The organism is Streptomyces dengpaensis, assembly GCF_002946835.1.
GTDB lineage: Bacteria > Actinomycetota > Actinomycetes > Streptomycetales > Streptomycetaceae > Streptomyces > Streptomyces dengpaensis.
Map to the genome: position 1 here is coordinate 1,416,870 of NZ_CP026652.1, position 15,946 is coordinate 1,432,815.

11 protein-coding genes are annotated in these 15,946 nt (G+C 70.0%); 6 read left to right on the plus strand and 5 right to left on the minus strand.

Features of this window, described 5'->3' with window-relative positions; genetic code table 11:
* Window positions 1–11 precede the first annotated feature (11 nt).
* The 4 genes from C4B68_RS06440 to C4B68_RS06455 form a co-directional block, all read right to left on the minus strand.
* Complete coding sequence (locus C4B68_RS06440) at window positions 12–2,477, minus strand: SpoIIE family protein phosphatase (RefSeq protein ID WP_099498450.1); 2,466 nt, start codon at window positions 2,475–2,477, stop codon at window positions 12–14.
* 199 nt (window positions 2,478–2,676) lie between these two features.
* Entirely contained in the window at window positions 2,677–5,070 is a 2,394-nt protein-coding gene (locus tag C4B68_RS06445) for an MFS transporter (protein ID WP_099498451.1), read from the minus strand.
* 257 nt (window positions 5,071–5,327) lie between these two features.
* A complete protein-coding gene (locus C4B68_RS06450) occupies window positions 5,328–5,771 on the minus strand; it encodes an SRPBCC family protein (RefSeq protein ID WP_099498452.1) in 444 nt (147 codons plus the stop codon).
* Between the two features lie 228 nt (window positions 5,772–5,999).
* Complete coding sequence (locus tag C4B68_RS06455; RefSeq protein ID WP_099498453.1) at window positions 6,000–6,389, minus strand: VOC family protein; 390 nt, start codon at window positions 6,387–6,389, stop codon at window positions 6,000–6,002.
* 435 nt (window positions 6,390–6,824) lie between these two features.
* On the opposite strand from C4B68_RS06455, the gene C4B68_RS06460 reads away from it, so the two are divergent.
* The 3 genes from C4B68_RS06460 (at window position 6,825) to C4B68_RS06470 (ending at window position 10,328) form a co-directional block, all read left to right on the plus strand.
* Complete coding sequence (locus C4B68_RS06460) at window positions 6,825–7,862, plus strand: Rv2578c family radical SAM protein (protein WP_099498454.1); 1,038 nt, start codon at window positions 6,825–6,827, stop codon at window positions 7,860–7,862.
* 198 nt (window positions 7,863–8,060) lie between these two features.
* Window positions 8,061–9,644: an alpha/beta hydrolase gene (locus C4B68_RS06465; RefSeq protein WP_099498455.1), complete on the plus strand. Its 1,584-nt coding sequence runs from the start codon at window positions 8,061–8,063 to the stop codon at window positions 9,642–9,644.
* A gap of 168 nt (window positions 9,645–9,812) precedes the next feature.
* The gene (locus C4B68_RS06470) at window positions 9,813–10,328 is read left to right on the plus strand and encodes a GNAT family N-acetyltransferase (protein WP_240634676.1); all 516 of its coding nucleotides are present in this window, start codon (window positions 9,813–9,815) and stop codon (window positions 10,326–10,328) included.
* Between the two features lie 99 nt (window positions 10,329–10,427).
* Here the strand turns inward: C4B68_RS06470 and C4B68_RS06475 are convergent, their stop codons facing one another.
* Window positions 10,428–11,000, minus strand: coding sequence for an adenylosuccinate lyase (locus tag C4B68_RS06475; protein WP_099498457.1), 573 nt, complete (start codon window positions 10,998–11,000; stop codon window positions 10,428–10,430).
* A gap of 423 nt (window positions 11,001–11,423) precedes the next feature.
* On the opposite strand from C4B68_RS06475, the gene C4B68_RS06480 reads away from it, so the two are divergent.
* From C4B68_RS06480 to ccrA, 3 genes are all read left to right on the plus strand, one after another.
* Window positions 11,424–13,229 carry a 3-hydroxyacyl-CoA dehydrogenase family protein gene (locus C4B68_RS06480; protein WP_099498458.1) on the plus strand — a complete coding sequence of 602 codons (1,806 nt, stop codon included), beginning with the start codon at window positions 11,424–11,426 and terminating at the stop codon, window positions 13,227–13,229.
* A 136-nt stretch (window positions 13,230–13,365) separates the two neighbouring features.
* Complete coding sequence (locus tag C4B68_RS06485; protein ID WP_240634198.1) at window positions 13,366–14,178, plus strand: TetR family transcriptional regulator; 813 nt, start codon at window positions 13,366–13,368, stop codon at window positions 14,176–14,178.
* A 427-nt stretch (window positions 14,179–14,605) separates the two neighbouring features.
* Window positions 14,606–15,943, plus strand: a complete 1,338-nt coding sequence (gene ccrA / locus C4B68_RS06490) for a crotonyl-CoA carboxylase/reductase (RefSeq protein WP_099498460.1) — start codon at window positions 14,606–14,608, stop codon at window positions 15,941–15,943.
* Window positions 15,944–15,946 lie beyond the last annotated feature (3 nt).

Sequence of the window (15,946 nt, forward strand, 5' to 3'; positions counted from 1 at the left end):
GCCGCAGCCGGTCAGCGTTGTCGCGGCAGTGTCAGCTCGAACCACACGGTCTTGCCCGCGCTGGTCCGGCTGGCCCCCCACTCGCGGGCCAGCCTGCTGACGACACGCAGGCCGCGCCCGAACTCGTCACCGGGCCCGGCGCTGAGCAGCGTCGGCAGGGTGTGATCGTCGTCCGCCACCTCGCACAGCAGGGTGTCGCCCCGGACGAGCCGCAGCTCGATCTGGCGGCTGTGCGCGTGCCGTACGGCATTGGTGACCAGCTCACTGACCATCAGCTCGGCGCTGTCGGCCGACGCGGTCAGGCCCCACACATGCAGCTGCTCGCGGACCACGGCACGTGCCCTGCCCACCTCGATCGGGTCGAGCGCGAGCCGCCACTCGGCGACGTCCTCGGACGCGATGCCGTTGAGCCGGGCCATCAGGAGGGCGACGTCGTCCTTGCGGCCGCCGCGGGTGTTGAGCGCGCGGATGATGGTGTCGCAGGCGTCGTCCATGGACGCGGCCGGGTGGGCGGCGGACTCGCAGAGCGTGGCGAGGCCGACGCCGATGTCCTCGCCGCGCACCTCGACAAGGCCGTCGGTGCACATGACCAACCTGTCGCCGGGCGCCACGCGCACGCGTACCGCCTCGAAGGGCACTCCGCCGACTCCGATGGGCGCGCCCGTCGGCAGGTCGAGCAGCTCGCTGCGGCCGTCGTCGGCACGGACCAGGACGGGCGGGATGTGGCCCGCGTTGGCGAGGTGCAGCTCGCCGGCGATGGGGTCGTAGACGGCGTACAGACAGGTCGCGAGGTAGGGGTCGCCGAGCCGCTGGGCCAGGTCGTCCAGGTTGCGCAGGAGTTGGGCGGGCGGCAGGTCGAGCGCGGCCATGGTCTGGACGGCGGTGCGCAACTGGCCCATCATCGCGGCCGAGTTGAGGCCGTGGCCCATGACGTCGCCGACGACCAGGGCGGTGCGGGAGCCGGGCAGCTTCACCGAGTCGAACCAGTCGCCGCCGACACGCCCGAGGAGCGTGCCGGGCAGATAGCGGGTGGCGATGTCGCAGCCCGCCATGCGCGGCGCGATCTGCGGCAGCATGCTGTCCTGGAGGGTCTCGGCGACGCTCTCCTGGTAGGTGTACATGCGCGCGTTGTCGAGCACGAGGCCCGCGCGGGCGGCCAGTTCGGCGCCGGTGACCCGGTCCATGTCGTTGAACTCGACGCGCTCCGGGTGGCGCAGCAGGATCATGAAGCCGAGCACCACATTGCGGGCCTTCAGGGGCACGACCAGCATGGAGCGGTGGGTGATGAGCGGTCTGATGTCGCGCTTCTCGAACTGCGCGGCGATCATGTGCCCCATCTGCTCGCTGATGCGCGGCACGAGGACGGGCTCACCGGTGGTCATGCACTGGAAGAACGGCGTGTGCGCCGGAAAGGGCATGGCCTCGCCGACCGGCACGACGTCGTCCCAGCGGCCCGGCTCGTCCGTGTGCTCCAGGGCGACCCGGTGCCACATGGTGGTCGTGTCGGGCACCCCGTCGGGGAAACCCTCACCGGCGACGACCTGTTCACGCAGGTACGTACCCGCCACATCCGTGAAGCGCGGCACGACGGCCCGGCTGACCTCGAGGATGGTCTGCGCCAGGTCGAGGGAGGTGCCGATGCGGCCGCTGACCTCGTTGAGGAACTCCAGGCGTTCGCGTACGGCGACGTATTCGAGGTCCTCGCCCTCGTCCTGGACGTCCTGCGGCACGAGACGGCCGGAGGCCGCCGCCTTGGCCGCCCGCTCGCGGCGCGCCTTGCGCTCGGCTCTTCTTGGCACGCCCCAGTCGGGGGTGACGGGCACCCGGTCGTTCTGGCTGAACTCCAGGACGGGGTAGCCCAGTTCGAGGACCTGCGCGACGATGCGGGCGCTTTCGCCCACGCTCATGCTGGGCAGTATCTCGGGCAGCCGGCGGGCCAGCTCCTCGGCGCCGGGGAAGTCGGTGTGCAGCGCGAAGCCCGGCACGATGCGCCCGACGGGGGCTCCGTCGGCGTCGTGGTCCTCGTGACGCATCACGGCCGCGTCGGCGGCGAGCACCAGCAGCCGCTCCCGTCCGGGGCCCACCAGCGGGTACGCCCACCACAGGACGTCGGTCCGGTCGGGACCGGCCACTGTGAGCCGGGCACGCCCGGCGGCCGGGTAGGAGAGCCGCCCGTCGAGGGAGGACTCCAGACCGGGGCCGAGTCCGTCGTACGCCGCGTATGCCCCGTAGGGCGTCGTGTCGGCGTCCTCGGGGAGAGCGCCGGAGACGGGGAGCAGGTCGACGACGGGGCGGCCCACCGCGTCCTCCTTGGGGGCACCGAACAGTCGCCGGGCGCCGGTGCTCCAGTGCGAAACCAGCCCGTCGCGGCCCACGACGACCACCGCCAGGGGGATGCGGCCGACGGCGGCATGCTCCACCGAACCGTGCCCAGCTTCACGGCTGGGAGCTGCGCCTCCCTCGGTGCCACCGTCCATGGCCCAGGCCCTCTCTCCCCACGGCCCCGCAAGATCTGTGTCGCCTTCACTACCGTACGGCGACAGCCCGTCGCGATGTGTGGCAATACGGGAATTGACCGTGCCGGGCACGGCTCCGGCGCATGGCGCACGGGGGCTGCCGACGCGCAACGGATCGGTGCACGCCTCACCCGCTGCCCGGCCCCAGCGCCCCGTCCTCCTAGTCCTCGTGTCCCAGTTGCAAGTCCCGTTCCGTCCTGCCTCCCCCGGCGACCTGGAGCACGGTCGCCACCGGCGGATAGCCCGCGGCGATGACGGTGTACTCACCGGAGGACAGATCGACGAACCGGAACGTTCCGTCTGCGCCGGTGGTCAGCGTGTCCACCACGTTGCCCGCGGCGTCCAGGAGCGTCACGCGCGCGTCCTCGACGGGACGTCCGCCACCCGCCCGTACGGTGCCGCGCAGTACGGCGCCGCCGGCGAGTTCGACGTCCTGGCGGGTCTCGCGGGCGGCCTGGACGGTGACGGGGAGCGCGGCCGGGCGGAACGCGGGCGCGCTGGCGGCTAGGGTGTACTCGCCCGCCACCAACTCCGTGATGACATAGCCGCCTTCACGCCCGCTGCGTGTGGTGGCCACCACCTCGCCGTGCACATTGGTGAGCGTGACGGTGGCCTCGCGCACCGGGGAGCCGTCCGCGGTCAGGACGCTGCCTGCGAGGCGTCCCGCGCCGCCGAGCACGACGTCCAGCTCCACGGGGCGTTCGCCGACGGTCACCGCGACGGCCTGCGGCTGGTGGCCGCCGGCCGCGGCGATCAGGACGTACGACCCCGATCCGGGCGTGGACAGCGCGTACCGCCCGTCCTCCCCGCTGGCGCCCCGTCCGATCTGCTGTCCCGAGACGTCGATGAGGGTGAGCGCGGCGCGGGGCACGACGGTGCCGTCGGGGTGCTGGACCGTGCCGCAGACGGGGATGCCGGCGGCGTACGCCGAACGGCTCGGTGGGATCGGGGCGTTCACGTGTGCGGACTCCGGGTCGACGGTGGATGCGTGGTGGGACACCAGAGGTTTCTCCTTGAGGAAGAAGGCGATGAGCAGGCCGAGGACGAGCACAGGCACCAGGTAGAGGAAGATCCGCGGCATGGCGTCCGCGTAGGCCCTGATGTAGTCGTCGCGGAGCTCGGCGGGCATCGCGTGGACGAGCTGCGGGGTGATGGACTCGGAGTCCGGAAGACCGGTCCCCGCGTGCGAGGGGAGCCGGTCGGCGAGCGCGTCAGTGAGCCGATGGGCGAACAGCGTGCCGAAGACGGCGGCGCCGACGCTGCCGCCGATCTGCCGGAAGTAGTTGTTGGCGCTCGTCGCGGTGCCGAGGTCGGCCGGGCGTACGGAGTTCTGCACGGCGAGGATCAGGACCGGCATCACCATGCCGACGCCGACACCCAGCACCGCCATCCAGATGCTGTAGTGCAGCCGGGGCGTATCGATTTCGAGGCGGGACAGCAGCCACATGCCGATGGCCGACAGGGCGCTGCCGAGGACGGGATAGATCTTGTAGTGGCCGGTGCGGCTGATGAGGTGCCCGGAGACGATCGAGGCACCGACGATGCCGCCCATCATGGGGAGCATCAGGAGTCCGGACTCGGTGGCGGTGGCCCCGTCGACCATCTGCAGGAAGGTCGGCAGATAGCTGGCGGCCCCGAAGAGGGCGATGCCGATGACCAGGCCCACCAGTGCGGTGGTGTTGAAGACACCGTCCTTGAACAGGCGCAGCGGGATGAGGGGTTCGGTCGCGAAGTGCTCGGCGACGAAGAAGAGGACGGTGGCGGCGAGCGCGCCCGCCCCGAGCCCCAGGATGACCCGCGAGCCCCACGCGTACTCGGTGCCGCCCCAACTGGTCAGCAGGACCAGGCACGTTGACGCGGCGGTCAGGAGCAGGATCCCGAGGACGTCGACACGCCCCCTGGCGGTGGGCTTCGGCAGCTTGAGCACGACGGCGACGACGGCCAGCGTGACCAGGCCGAAGGGAACGTTGATGTAGAAACACCACCTCCAGGAGAGGTGGTCCGTGAAATAGCCGCCCAGGAGAGGGCCGGCCACCGAGGCGAGGCCGAACGCGGCGCCGATCAGGCCCATGAAGCGGCCGCGTTCGCGCGGCGGCACGATGTCCGCGATGATCGCCTGCACGCCGATCATGAGGCCGCCCGCGCCGACGCCCTGGATCGCGCGGAAGGCGATCAGCTGGTCCATGGTGCGCGACCAGCCGGCGAGCGCCGAGCCGGCGACGAAGACGACGATCGCGAACTGGAAGACGCCCTTGCGGCCGAACAGGTCGCCCAACTTGCCGTAGACCGGAAGTCCGACCGTGGACGTGAGCAGGTAGGCGGTGATCGCCCAGGACATCTTGTCCAGGCCGTGCAGCTCTCCGACGATCTTCGGGAGCGCGGTGGCCACGATCATCTGCTCCAGCGCGGCGAGCAGCAGCGCGAGCATGAGCACGAAGAAGACCAACCGAACCTGGCGCGGGCCCAGTTGGACGGGTTCGGCGGTCGCCGCCTCAGTGGGGTCCTGCGGGGGCGCGGCAGCCGGTTGTTCCTTCACCAGAGTGATCCCGCCCACGTACCCGCTCCCCTCGTCGCGCCCACCGCACAATCCCCGCTTATCGCGACAACTGCGAGCAAGCGCGACGAGTTACGGCGTACTGTCGCGCGACAGGGAGATCCACTCGAAACGGTGAGGGGGCAACGCGCCCTGGATGGCCACGCTTTGGGGCGCGGACCGCACGGCACGCCGGGGCGCGGACCGCGCGGCACGCCGGCGCGCGGACCGCACGCCGCCGCAACCTGCCGCCGTCGGCGGCGGCCTGCCGTCGGGACCTACTTCTCGATCTCGGCGGCGAGCTTGGCGAGCAGCGCGTCGTAGATCCGGGCGAGGCCCTTGGGCGCGAAGGTCCTCTCGAAGAAGCCGCCGATGCCGCCCGCGCCGTTCCAGACGGTGCTGACCACGACGCGCGACCTGCCCTCACCGGCCGGGGTGACCCGCCAGGTGGTGACCATCGAGGAGTTGCGGTCCTTCTCGACGAGCTCGCCGTCGGTGGGCTCGCTCACTTCGATCAGGCAGTCGCGGACGCGCTTGCTGGTGGCCTGGAGCTTCCAGTGCACGAGGGTGCCCTCGCCGTCGCCGCCCTCGCGCACCTCGTACTCACTGAAATGCTCGGGCAGCACCCTCGCGCGCGTGCCGCTGTAGTCGGCCAGGGCGTCGAACACCGCCTCCGCGTCCGCCGCGATGACCCGCTCCGTCGTGGCCTCGACCTGCGCCATGGCACTTCCTCCAGCACTTGGTTCCTCGGGGGTGTGTGGTCAGCCAACCACCAGGCGGCCCGGCCGCCCAAATCGGGGGGCGTGTAAACAAGGTCGCATGCCATGAGTCAAGAAGTTGGCAGAGTTCGATCTTGCCCGGGTCGGGATTCTCCATCTTTGGAGGGGCTCTTCATCGTGTTCGCGTGAGCGCGGGTAGACGACCGGAGGTAGGTCTGGCGCGGCCTCCGATCAGGGGCGGCGGCCCGCAAGGACGCAGAACTCGTTCCCCTCCGGGTCGGCAAGCGTGACCCAGCTCTCATCGCCCATTTGGCCGACGTCGGCGGGTCGAGCACCTAGGTCGAGCAGGCGACGGACCTCTTCGTCCTGCTCCCTGTCGGTTGGGTTGACGTCGATGTGGAGCCTGTTCTTGACGGTCTTGCCCTCGGGCACGCGCGCGAATGTCAACGTCGGTGGCACTGGGCCAAGGCGGTTCTTGCCTTCAGGCACCGCAGGGGAGCCAATGGTGACAATTCCGTCGTCTTCGTCTTGCACCTCATAGTCAAGGACCGAGCACCAGAACCGGGCGAGACCGCTGGGATCGGCACAGTCGATCGCAAGCTCGGTGAACTTACTGGCCATGTCAGGACCTCCCAGTCAAGTACCGGGTCCGCCAAAGGCTACACGCCAACCGCAGTGTTCGACGGCGAGGTATGCCGCACGTGGTGTGCGTTCGTCGAGGGCCTGGTGGGGTCGCAGAGTGCAGTAGGTGTGGCGGAACAGAACAGCGGGTCGCCGTCGGCGAACGCGTCGACCAACCGTCCCGCCAGTTGCCCACCGTCGCCGAGGACACCCCATGCCGACGTGCTGCCTCGGCCGGCGACAACTCCCCCTTAAACACGGCCAACACGACCTGGATCTGCTCGTCCACCGACACCTGCCGTGACACCTTCCGCTGTCTGCTCACCCAGCCATCCTTCCCGACCCCTCGACTCAACCCCTTGCCGGAAAGGCACTCCGCGCACGATCAAGGGAACATGTGTTCTATTCTGTGGCCAGTGCTATCGAGGAGGCGTCATGCGCTGGGAGAACCTCACAGTGGGCCCCGCCGGGGACCCCGCCCGGAACGCCGCGCTGTTCGGCGCGGACGCGGTGACCACCCGCACCTTCGACACACCGGAGTTCCGCGGGATCACCTTCCACGAGATCCGGGCGCGGTCGATCGTGAACCGCGTACCGGGGGCTTCCCGCATGCCCTTCGAGTGGACGGTCAACCCGTATCGGGGGTGCACGCACGCGTGCGTTTACTGCTTCGCACGCAAGACGCACAGCTATCTGGACCTCGACACGGGACTCGACTTCGACTCCCAGATCGTGGTGAAGGTCAACGCGCCGGACCTGCTGCGCCGCCGGCTCGCCTCGCACCGCTGGCACGGCGAGCACATCGCGATGGGCACCAACGTCGACTGCTACCAGCGGGCGGAGGGCCGTTACCGCCTCATGCCGGGCATCATCGCGGCCCTGCGCGACCACGCGAACCCCTTCTCGATCCTGACGAAGGGCACGCTGATCCTGCGCGACCTCGACCTCCTCAAGCAGGCGTCCGAGGTCACCGACGTCGGCATCTCCGTCTCCGTGGGCTTCACCGACCCCGAGCTGTGGCGCACCGTCGAGCCGGGCACTCCGGCCCCGGAACGCCGTCTGGACGTCGTCCGCACGCTGACGGACCACGGCATCGGCTGCGGCGTCCTGATGGCCCCCGTGATCCCGTTCCTGGGCGATCATCCAGCCCAACTGCGCGCCACCGTACGGGCGATCGCGGCCTCCGGCGCCACCTCGGTGACCCCGCTCGTGCTGCATCTGCGGCCGGGCGCCCGCGAGTGGTTCATGGCATGGCTGGAGCACCACCACCCCTACCTCGTACGCCGTTACGAGCGGCTGTACGCGGAGGGCGCCTACGCCCCGAAGTGGTACCAGCGCCGGATCACCCGTCAGGTCCACGAACTGGCCCAGGAGTACGGCATCGGCCCCACGTGCGCGGGGATGCCGCGCAGGATCACCGCTCCCGCCGAGCCGCCCGCGATTCCGGAGCCGACTCAGCTCACCCTGCTCTGACGATCCTTCACCATCCGTCGAGAGCACACGAGATCATTTCTGACCGACCTGTGAACAGTTCTGACGGCATCCGAGCGCATCCCGTGGCTCAATCGGGTCAAGTCTTGTCAGAACGAGTTCTTCCGGGCCTCCTTTCCGGGACGATGCGGCGAAGGCCGTGGCGTGCACGGCTCAACATCCTCCGTCCTGGGAGGCCTTATGAAGAAACGCGCCGCTGCTCTGTGCGGGGCAGCCGCCGTGCTGGCCGGGATGACCACGTCGATCCCCGCCGACGCGAGCGCCGGCCCCGCGACCGCACCGCGCACCACCCAGACCGCGAAGCTGACGTGGAAGAAGTGCGGCACCAGCCACTATCCGGCGCTGCAGTGCGCGTCCCTGAAGGTGCCACTGAACCATGCGAACCCGCACGGTCAGCAGATCACCCTCGCCCTGTCCCGCGTCCCGCACACCGCCAAGACGTACCAGGGGCCACTGCTCGTGAACCCCGGCGGTCCCGGCGGCAGCGGACTCACCCTCGCCGGGTTCGTGGCGTCCTCGCTGCCGAAGAAGGTGGCGGCGCAGTACGACGTCATCGGCTTCGACCCGCGCGGCGTCGGAAAGAGCAAGCCCGCCCTGAACTGCAAGCCCGGGCACTCCGACCCGGTACGCCCGGACTCCGTGCCGAGCACCCCGGCCATCGAGAAGGCCAACCTCGACCGCGCCAAGGCCTTCGCCAACGCGTGCGGCAAGAAGTACGCGAGCCTGCTGCCGTACATCGACACCGTGAGCGCGGTCCGGGACATGGACGCGATCCGCGGCGCGCTGGGCGCCAAGAAGATCAACTACTTCGGGTACTCCTACGGCACCTACCTGGGCGCCGTGTACGCGAAGCTCTACCCGCACCGGGTGCGGCGCCTGGTCCTGGACTCCATCGTCGACCCCACCGGCGTCTGGTACGAGGACAACCTCGGGCAGGACTACGCCTTCGACGACCGCCACCTCGCCTTCCTCGCCTGGGTCGCCCAGCACAACGCGACGTACAAGCTCGGCACCGACCCGGCCAAGGTCGAGGCCAAGTGGTACGCGATGCGCGCGGCGCTCGCCAAGAAGCCGGCACAGAAGACGGTGGGCGCCTCCGAACTGGAGGACACCTTCATTCCCGGCGGCTACTACAACGGCTACTGGCCCCATCTCGCCCAGGCGTTCGCTGACTACGTGAACGCCAAGGACGCGGACGCGCTCGTCGAGGCGTACGAGAACTTGGGTGCCGTCGACGCATCGGGCGACAACGGCTACAGCGTGTACACCTCGGTGCAGTGCCGTGACGCCTCCTGGCCGCGCGACTGGAACCAGTGGCGCAAGGACAACTGGGCGGTGTACGACAAGGCGCCGTTCATGACCTGGAACAACACCTGGTACAACGCGCCGTGCGCCTTCTGGCCGACCCGCTCGCTCCACCCGGTGGACGTCTCCAACCACGCCCTGCCGCCGGTGCTGCTCTTCCAGGCCACGAACGACGCGGCCACCCCGTACCAGGGCGGCGTGACGGTCCACCGCCAACTGCGCGGTTCCAGCCTGGTGGTCGAGCAGGGCGGCGGGAACCACGGCATCACGCTGAGCGGCAACGGCTGCCTGGACAAGCACCTGGCCGCGTATCTGACCAACGGCAAGGTGCCGCGCAGCGGTGGCGAGGTCGACGCGGTGTGCAAGAAGCTGCCCGACCCGGAGCCGCCCGCCACCAAGGCGGCGTCCACCGCCTCGCGCGGCTCGGCGCTGCACGGACTGCTCGGCTTCCGGGGCTGAACCGCCGCTGAGCAATGGCCCGTCGGGGGCATTGTCAGACCCGTGGTCCACCATGGACGCATGAGTGAGCTGACGCGCGTTTCCGCCCCCGACGGGGCCGCCCCCGCCGCCCCGCGCCCCCTCACCCCAGTCCCGGCTGGGCGAGTGAGTCGGCTCCGGGTCCGCGCGATGACCCTCGACGACTGCGATCGCGTGGCGGAGATCCGCGTCCGCGGCTGGCAGACCGCCTACAAGGGGCTCATACCGCAGCCGTACCTCGACACGCTCAGCGTGGAGGAGGACGCGGCGCGGCGGCGTACGTACGTCGAGCGGGGTGACCGGGCCGTCGTGGACCTGATCGCCGAGCAGGACGGCGAGGTCGTCGGCTGGGCCTGCCACGGGCCGTACCGGGACGGTGAAGTCCGCACCGAGGACGTCGAGTTGTATGCGATCTATGTGCATCCCGACCGGGTCGGAGAGGGGGTGGGGCGCGCGCTGCTGCGGGAGTCGGTCGGCCGGTGCGCGGCGGCCGGGTACGAGCGGATGCTGCTGTGGGTGCTCAAGGAGAACACCCTGGCGCGCCGTTTCTACGAGCGGGCCGGATTCGGCCCCGACGGCGCCGAGGAGCCCTTCGACGTGGACGGTGTCGCGGTGCCCGAGGTGCGCTACGTCCGCTCGCTGACCGGTGACGGCGTCAGCCGGTGACGGCATCAACCGGTCACGGCATCAACCGGTCACGGCATCAACCGGTCACGGCATCAACTGAGCCGTGTGCACGGCCAGTTGCGCAGACAGCGGGCGGGCCTAGGCCTTGGGCAGCCGCGCCAGCGCATGGACGGCCGCTTCCGCGAGTGCCGGATGCGCCAGCGCCTCGTTGAGGACGGGTCTCGCGCGTACGTCCCCCAGCGCGCCAAGACCCTCCACGCACGCAAGGGCGACTCGGCGGTACGGGTCGTGCGGGCGCAGCCTGCGCTCCAGGGTGGTGATCAGCGCGGGCACGGCCTCGGGGGCGCGCAGCTCGACCAGGAGCCGTACCGGGTGGAGCGCGTAGGCGACACGCAGCTCGTTCGTGGCGAGTGCGGCCGCCGCGCGCGCCGTGCGGGGGTCGCCGAGCCGGGCGAGGGCGTACGCGGCGGACGCGCAGCGCTGTGGATCGCGGTGGTTGAGCAGCAGGACGAGCGCCTCGAAGGCCCGCCGGTCTCCGGCGACCCCGAGCCGGAAGGCGACCAACTCCCGGGCCCACAGCGGTTGTCCGGGCGCGGTCAGCGCGGCCGCCAGCTCGTCCACGTCCTCGGTCGCCAGGAGACGGTCGTACGCCGCCGAGGCCCCGGCCTCGGTCCGTAAACGCTCCGTGAGTGATCGCAACGCTTGGTTCATGGCGCCGAGCCTAGAGAAGCCGGTCGATCCTGGAGAAGCCCGTACGGCTCCGGGGATGGGCATCACAAACTCAGGGCTGGCGCGCTCGTTACTGGCGGGTTAAGCTCAGACGAGCGAGTTACCCACTCGCGCACTCATTCATGGCGGCCTGGTGACGCAGCCGCCGTGATGGGGGCACCCCCCACGCCCTTAGGGCAGTGGGGGAAGTCGGTTCGGTACTTCACGTACCTGAGTACGACACGGCTCCGGGACAGGGCCGGTCGGCAACACCGTTCCCTGCGGCGTCCGTTCGTCGGCGACCCAGGACGGCACCGGGCGTGTGCGCTCGTCAGCCCGGCAACACCCGCAACCTCCGCACTGTGTGCGCCTATTGGCGTTTCCACGTGCGCACCTCAGTCGTCACCCTCTCTCAGGAGTCCCGCGATGGCCACTCCCCAGTCCGACATCCCTCTGTCCCAGCTCAAGACCGTCGCCGTCGTCGGCCTCGGCACCATGGGCACCGGCATCGCCGAGGTCCTCGCCCGGGCCGGCCGCGAGGTCATCGGCATCGACATCAGCGAGGCCGCCACCACCCAGGCCGTCACCGCGCTCGAGGCCTCGACCGCCCGCGCCGTGCGGCGCGAGCGTCTCACCGAGCAGGAGCGCGGCGACGTCCTCTCCCGCTTCCGTACGTTCACCGATCTCGCGGCCGCGGCCGACGCCGACCTGGTCATCGAGGTGACGCCGGAGTCGTACGACATCAAGCAGCAGGTCTTCCGGGCGCTCGACGGGATCGTGCGCCCGGAGACGATCCTCGCGACCGGCACCAACGCCCTGTCCGTGACGCGCCTCGCCGCCGACTCGGCCCGCCCCGAGCGCGTGCTCGGCCTGCACTTCTTCAACCCGGCCCCGGCCATGCGGCTGGTCGAGGTCGTCTCCTCGGTGCTGACCGCACCGTCGGCCGTCGCCGCGGTCACCGACCTCGCGCTGGAACTCGGCAAGGAGCCCGTCGCGGTCGGAGACCGGCCCGGATTCGTCGCCGACGGGCTGCTGTTCGGCTACCTCAACCAGGCCGCCGCGATGTACGAGGCGAAGTACGCCTCCCGCGAGGACATCGACGCCGCGATGAAGCTCGGCTGCGGGCTGCCCATGGGCCCGCTCGCGCTGCTCGACCTGATCGGCGTCGACACCGCGCGGACGGTCCTGGAGGCCATGTACGCCGCCTCACGCGACCGGCTGCACGCTCCCGCACCCATCCTCAAGCAGCTCAGCGAGGCGGGCCTGACCGGCCGGAAGTCGGGGCGCGGCTTCTTCACGTACGAGGCTCCCGGCAGCGCCACCGTCGTGCGCGACGCGCTGACACCGCTGGAGGGGGCCGCGCTCGCCCCGGGCCGCACCGTCCGCTCCGTCGGCGTCGCCGGCTCCGGCACGATGGCGTCCGGTATCGCCGAGGTCTTCGCGAAGGGCGGTTACGAGGTCGTCCTCGCCGCCCGCAGCGAGGAGAAGGCAGAGGCGGCCAAGTCCCGTATCGCCAAGTCGCTTTCGCGTTCTGTCGACAAGGGCCGGATGACGGCCGAGGCGGCGGCACAGACCCTGGACCGGATCACCCCGGCGGGCACGTACGACGCCTTCGCCGAGGTCGATCTGGCGCTGGAGGCGGTCGCCGAGGAGCTGGAGATCAAGCAGCAGCTGTTCGCCACTCTCGACAAGGTCTGCAAGCCCGGCGCGATCCTCGCCACCACCACCTCCTCGCTGCCCGTCGTCGCCTGCGCCCGCGTCACCTCGCGCCCGCAGGACGTGATCGGGATGCACTTCTTCAACCCGGCGCCCGCGATGAAGCTGGTCGAGGTGGTCCGTACGGTGCTGACCGCGGACGACGCCCACTCAACGGTTCGCGAGGTCTGCGTCAAGATCAAGAAGCATGCCGTCGACTGCGGTGACCGTGCCGGTTTCATCGTCAACGCGCTGCTGTTCCCGTATCTCAACAACGCGATCAAGATGGTGCAGGAGCACTATGCGTCTCTTGACGACATCGACGCGGCGATGAAGCTGGGCGGCGGGTACCCGATGGGCCCGTTCGAGCTCCTGGACGTGGTCGGGCTCGACGTCTCCCTGGCCATCGAGAAGGTTCTGCACCGCGAGTTCCGTGACCCGGGCCTGGCCCCGGCGCCGCTCCTGGAGCATCTGGTGGCCGCGGGCTGCCTCGGCCGCAAGACGGGCCGCGGCTTCCGCGAATATGCCCGGCGCTGAGCGCCCGGGCGACTGGTTCAGAGACAGCGCCGACTGGGGCGGACTGCTCGACCCGACCGGTAACCCCCCGCCCGTCGCGGGCGGGGGGATCCCCGGACATGCACGCTCTCCTGCGCACATGCAGTACGTTCGGGTCATGTCCCAGCCCGCCAAGTCCTCACGTACACCAGCCACGCCCGACGCGCCGGAAAGCGCCGCAGGCAGTCGCGCGGCCGCGCAGCGGCTCAAGATGCGCCGAGAACTGGCGGCCGCGGCCATGGAGCTGTTCGCGACCAAGGGCTACGAGGCGACCACCGTCGACGAGATCGCCGCCCGGGCCGGGGTGGCCCGCCGTACCTTCTTCCGCCACTTCCGCTCCAAGGAAGAGGCGATCTTCCCGGACCACGACGACACACTGATCCGGGCGGAGGCGGTGCTCAACGCGGCACCCGCCCATGAGCACCCGCTCGACACCGTGTGCCGTGGCATCAAGGAAGTCATGAAGATGTACGCGGCCCGGCCCGAGATCTCCGTCTCGCGCTACAAGCTGACCCGCGAGGTGCCGACGCTGCGGGAGGCCGAGATCGCCTCGGTGGCCCGGTACGAGCGGCTCTTCACGCGCTATCTCCTGGGCCACTTCGACGAGCACGCGCACGACGACGACGCCAACGACGATCCGCTGCTCGCGGAGGTCGCCGCGTCGGCCGTGGTCACGGCGCACAACCACGTCCTGCGGCGCTGGCTGCGGGCCGGCGGTCAGGGCGACGTGGAGGCCCAGCTGGACCACGCCTTCGCCATCGTCCGCAAGGCGTTCGGCACGGGGATCGGCGCCGGGCGCGAGGCTGCGCCTCGGTCGGCGCCCGCTTCCTCGTTCACGGAGGGGGATGTCCTGGTGACCGTGGCCCGGGTCGATGCGCCCCTGGACCAGGTCATGCGCACCATCGAGCAGGCGCTCAAGGAACGGTCGTAGCGACTTCTCTCAGAACACCGCGGCTCCGCCGCTTGTCCTCAATCGCCGGACGGGCCTTGAGCGCGTCCGGCGTTTTTGCGTCCCGATCTGGGTGTTTTGCGGGCGCATCTGATCGATCATCGCTCATCTGTTACGTAAAGATTTCACCTGAGCGCAATTTTTGGCACTCCGTGCCTTGTCAGGTGACACGGCGTGCCATACGTTGAAGGTGTCCGGGCGGCCGGCGTGCAGAGACCTTTCGTACGCCGGCTGTCCCCGCAAGCCGCATGGCGAGCGCGCCCGGACGCCTGCGTCACAGGCAACCTCCTGCGCCACAAAGCGCTGCCAACAGCACCACCTCCGCCGAACCGACGGCACACCCCTCAGCAGCAGCACCGACGTAACCCTCAGCGTCTCCCCTCAGACGCTTATCGCCGGAGGCAACACCGTGAAGGAAATCCTGGACGCGATTCAGTCGCAGACGGCCACGTCTGCCGACGTCGCCGCTCTGCCGCTCCCCGACTCGTACCGCGCGATCACCGTGCACAAGGACGAGACGGAGATGTTCGCCGGGCTCAGCACCCGCGACAAGGACCCCCGCAAGTCGATCCACCTGGACGACGTGCCGGTGCCGGAACTCGGCCCTGGCGAGGCCCTGGTGGCCGTCATGGCCTCCTCCGTGAACTACAACTCGGTCTGGACCTCGATCTTCGAGCCGCTGCCGACCTTCGGCTTCCTGGAGCGTTACGGCAAGCTCAGCGAGCTCACCAAGCGCCACGACCTGCCGTACCACATCATCGGCTCCGACCTCGCGGGCGTCGTCCTGCGCACCGGCCCCGGCGTCAACGCCTGGAAGCCCGGTGACGAGGTCGTCGCGCACTGCCTGTCCGTCGAGCTGGAGTCCTCCGACGGGCACAACGACACGATGCTCGACCCCGAGCAGCGCATCTGGGGCTTCGAGACGAACTTCGGCGGCCTCGCCGAGATCGCGCTCGTCAAGTCCAACCAGCTGATGCCGAAGCCGGATCACCTGAGCTGGGAGGAGGCCGCCGCTCCGGGTCTGGTCAACTCGACCGCGTACCGGCAGCTCGTGTCCCGCAACGGCGCCGGCATGAAGCAGGGCGACAACGTGCTCATCTGGGGCGCGAGCGGCGGACTCGGCTCGTACGCCACGCAGTTCGCGCTCGCCGGCGGCGCCAACCCGATCTGTGTCGTCAGCAGCCCGCAGAAGGCGGAGATCTGCCGGGCGATGGGCGCCGAGGCGATCATCGACCGCAACGCCGAGGACTACAAGTTCTGGAAGGACGAGCACACCCAGGACCCGAAGGAGTGGAAGCGCTTCGGCAAGCGCATCCGCGAGCTGACCGGCGGCGAGGACGTCGACATCGTCTTCGAGCACCCGGGCCGCGAGACCTTCGGCGCCTCCGTGTACGTCACCCGCAAGGGCGGCACGATCGTCACCTGCGCCTCGACCTCGGGCTACAACCACGAGTACGACAACCGCTACCTGTGGATGTCCCTGAAGCGCATCATCGGCTCGCACTTCGCCAACTACCGCGAGGCCTGGGAGGCCAACCGGCTCATCGCGAAGGGCAAGATCCACCCGACGCTCTCCAGGGTGTACTCCCTGGAGGAGACCGGTCAGGCCGCCTACGACGTGCACCGCAACCTTCACCAGGGCAAGGTCGGCGTGCTCGCGCTGGCGCCCCGCGAGGGCCTGGGCGTGCGCGACGAGGAGAAGCGCGCCCAGCACATCGACGCCATCAACCGCTTCCGGAACATCTGAGGT

Coding starts and splice junctions, on each gene's coding strand:
- C4B68_RS06465 (WP_099498455.1), top strand. CDS start 8,061: ATGAAGAAACGCGCCGCTGCTCTGTGCGGGGCAGCCGCCGTGCTGGCC.
- C4B68_RS06480 (WP_099498458.1), top strand. CDS start 11,424: ATGGCCACTCCCCAGTCCGACATCCCTCTGTCCCAGCTCAAGACCGTC.
- C4B68_RS06485 (WP_240634198.1), top strand. CDS start 13,366: ATGTCCCAGCCCGCCAAGTCCTCACGTACACCAGCCACGCCCGACGCG.
- C4B68_RS06450 (WP_099498452.1), bottom strand. CDS start 5,771: ATGGCGCAGGTCGAGGCCACGACGGAGCGGGTCATCGCGGCGGACGCG.
- C4B68_RS06475 (WP_099498457.1), bottom strand. CDS start 11,000: ATGAACCAAGCGTTGCGATCACTCACGGAGCGTTTACGGACCGAGGCC.
- C4B68_RS06460 (WP_099498454.1), top strand. CDS start 6,825: ATGCGCTGGGAGAACCTCACAGTGGGCCCCGCCGGGGACCCCGCCCGG.
- C4B68_RS06455 (WP_099498453.1), bottom strand. CDS start 6,389: ATGGCCAGTAAGTTCACCGAGCTTGCGATCGACTGTGCCGATCCCAGC.
- C4B68_RS06470 (WP_240634676.1), top strand. CDS start 9,813: ATGACCCTCGACGACTGCGATCGCGTGGCGGAGATCCGCGTCCGCGGC.
- C4B68_RS06440 (WP_099498450.1), bottom strand. CDS start 2,477: ATGGACGGTGGCACCGAGGGAGGCGCAGCTCCCAGCCGTGAAGCTGGG.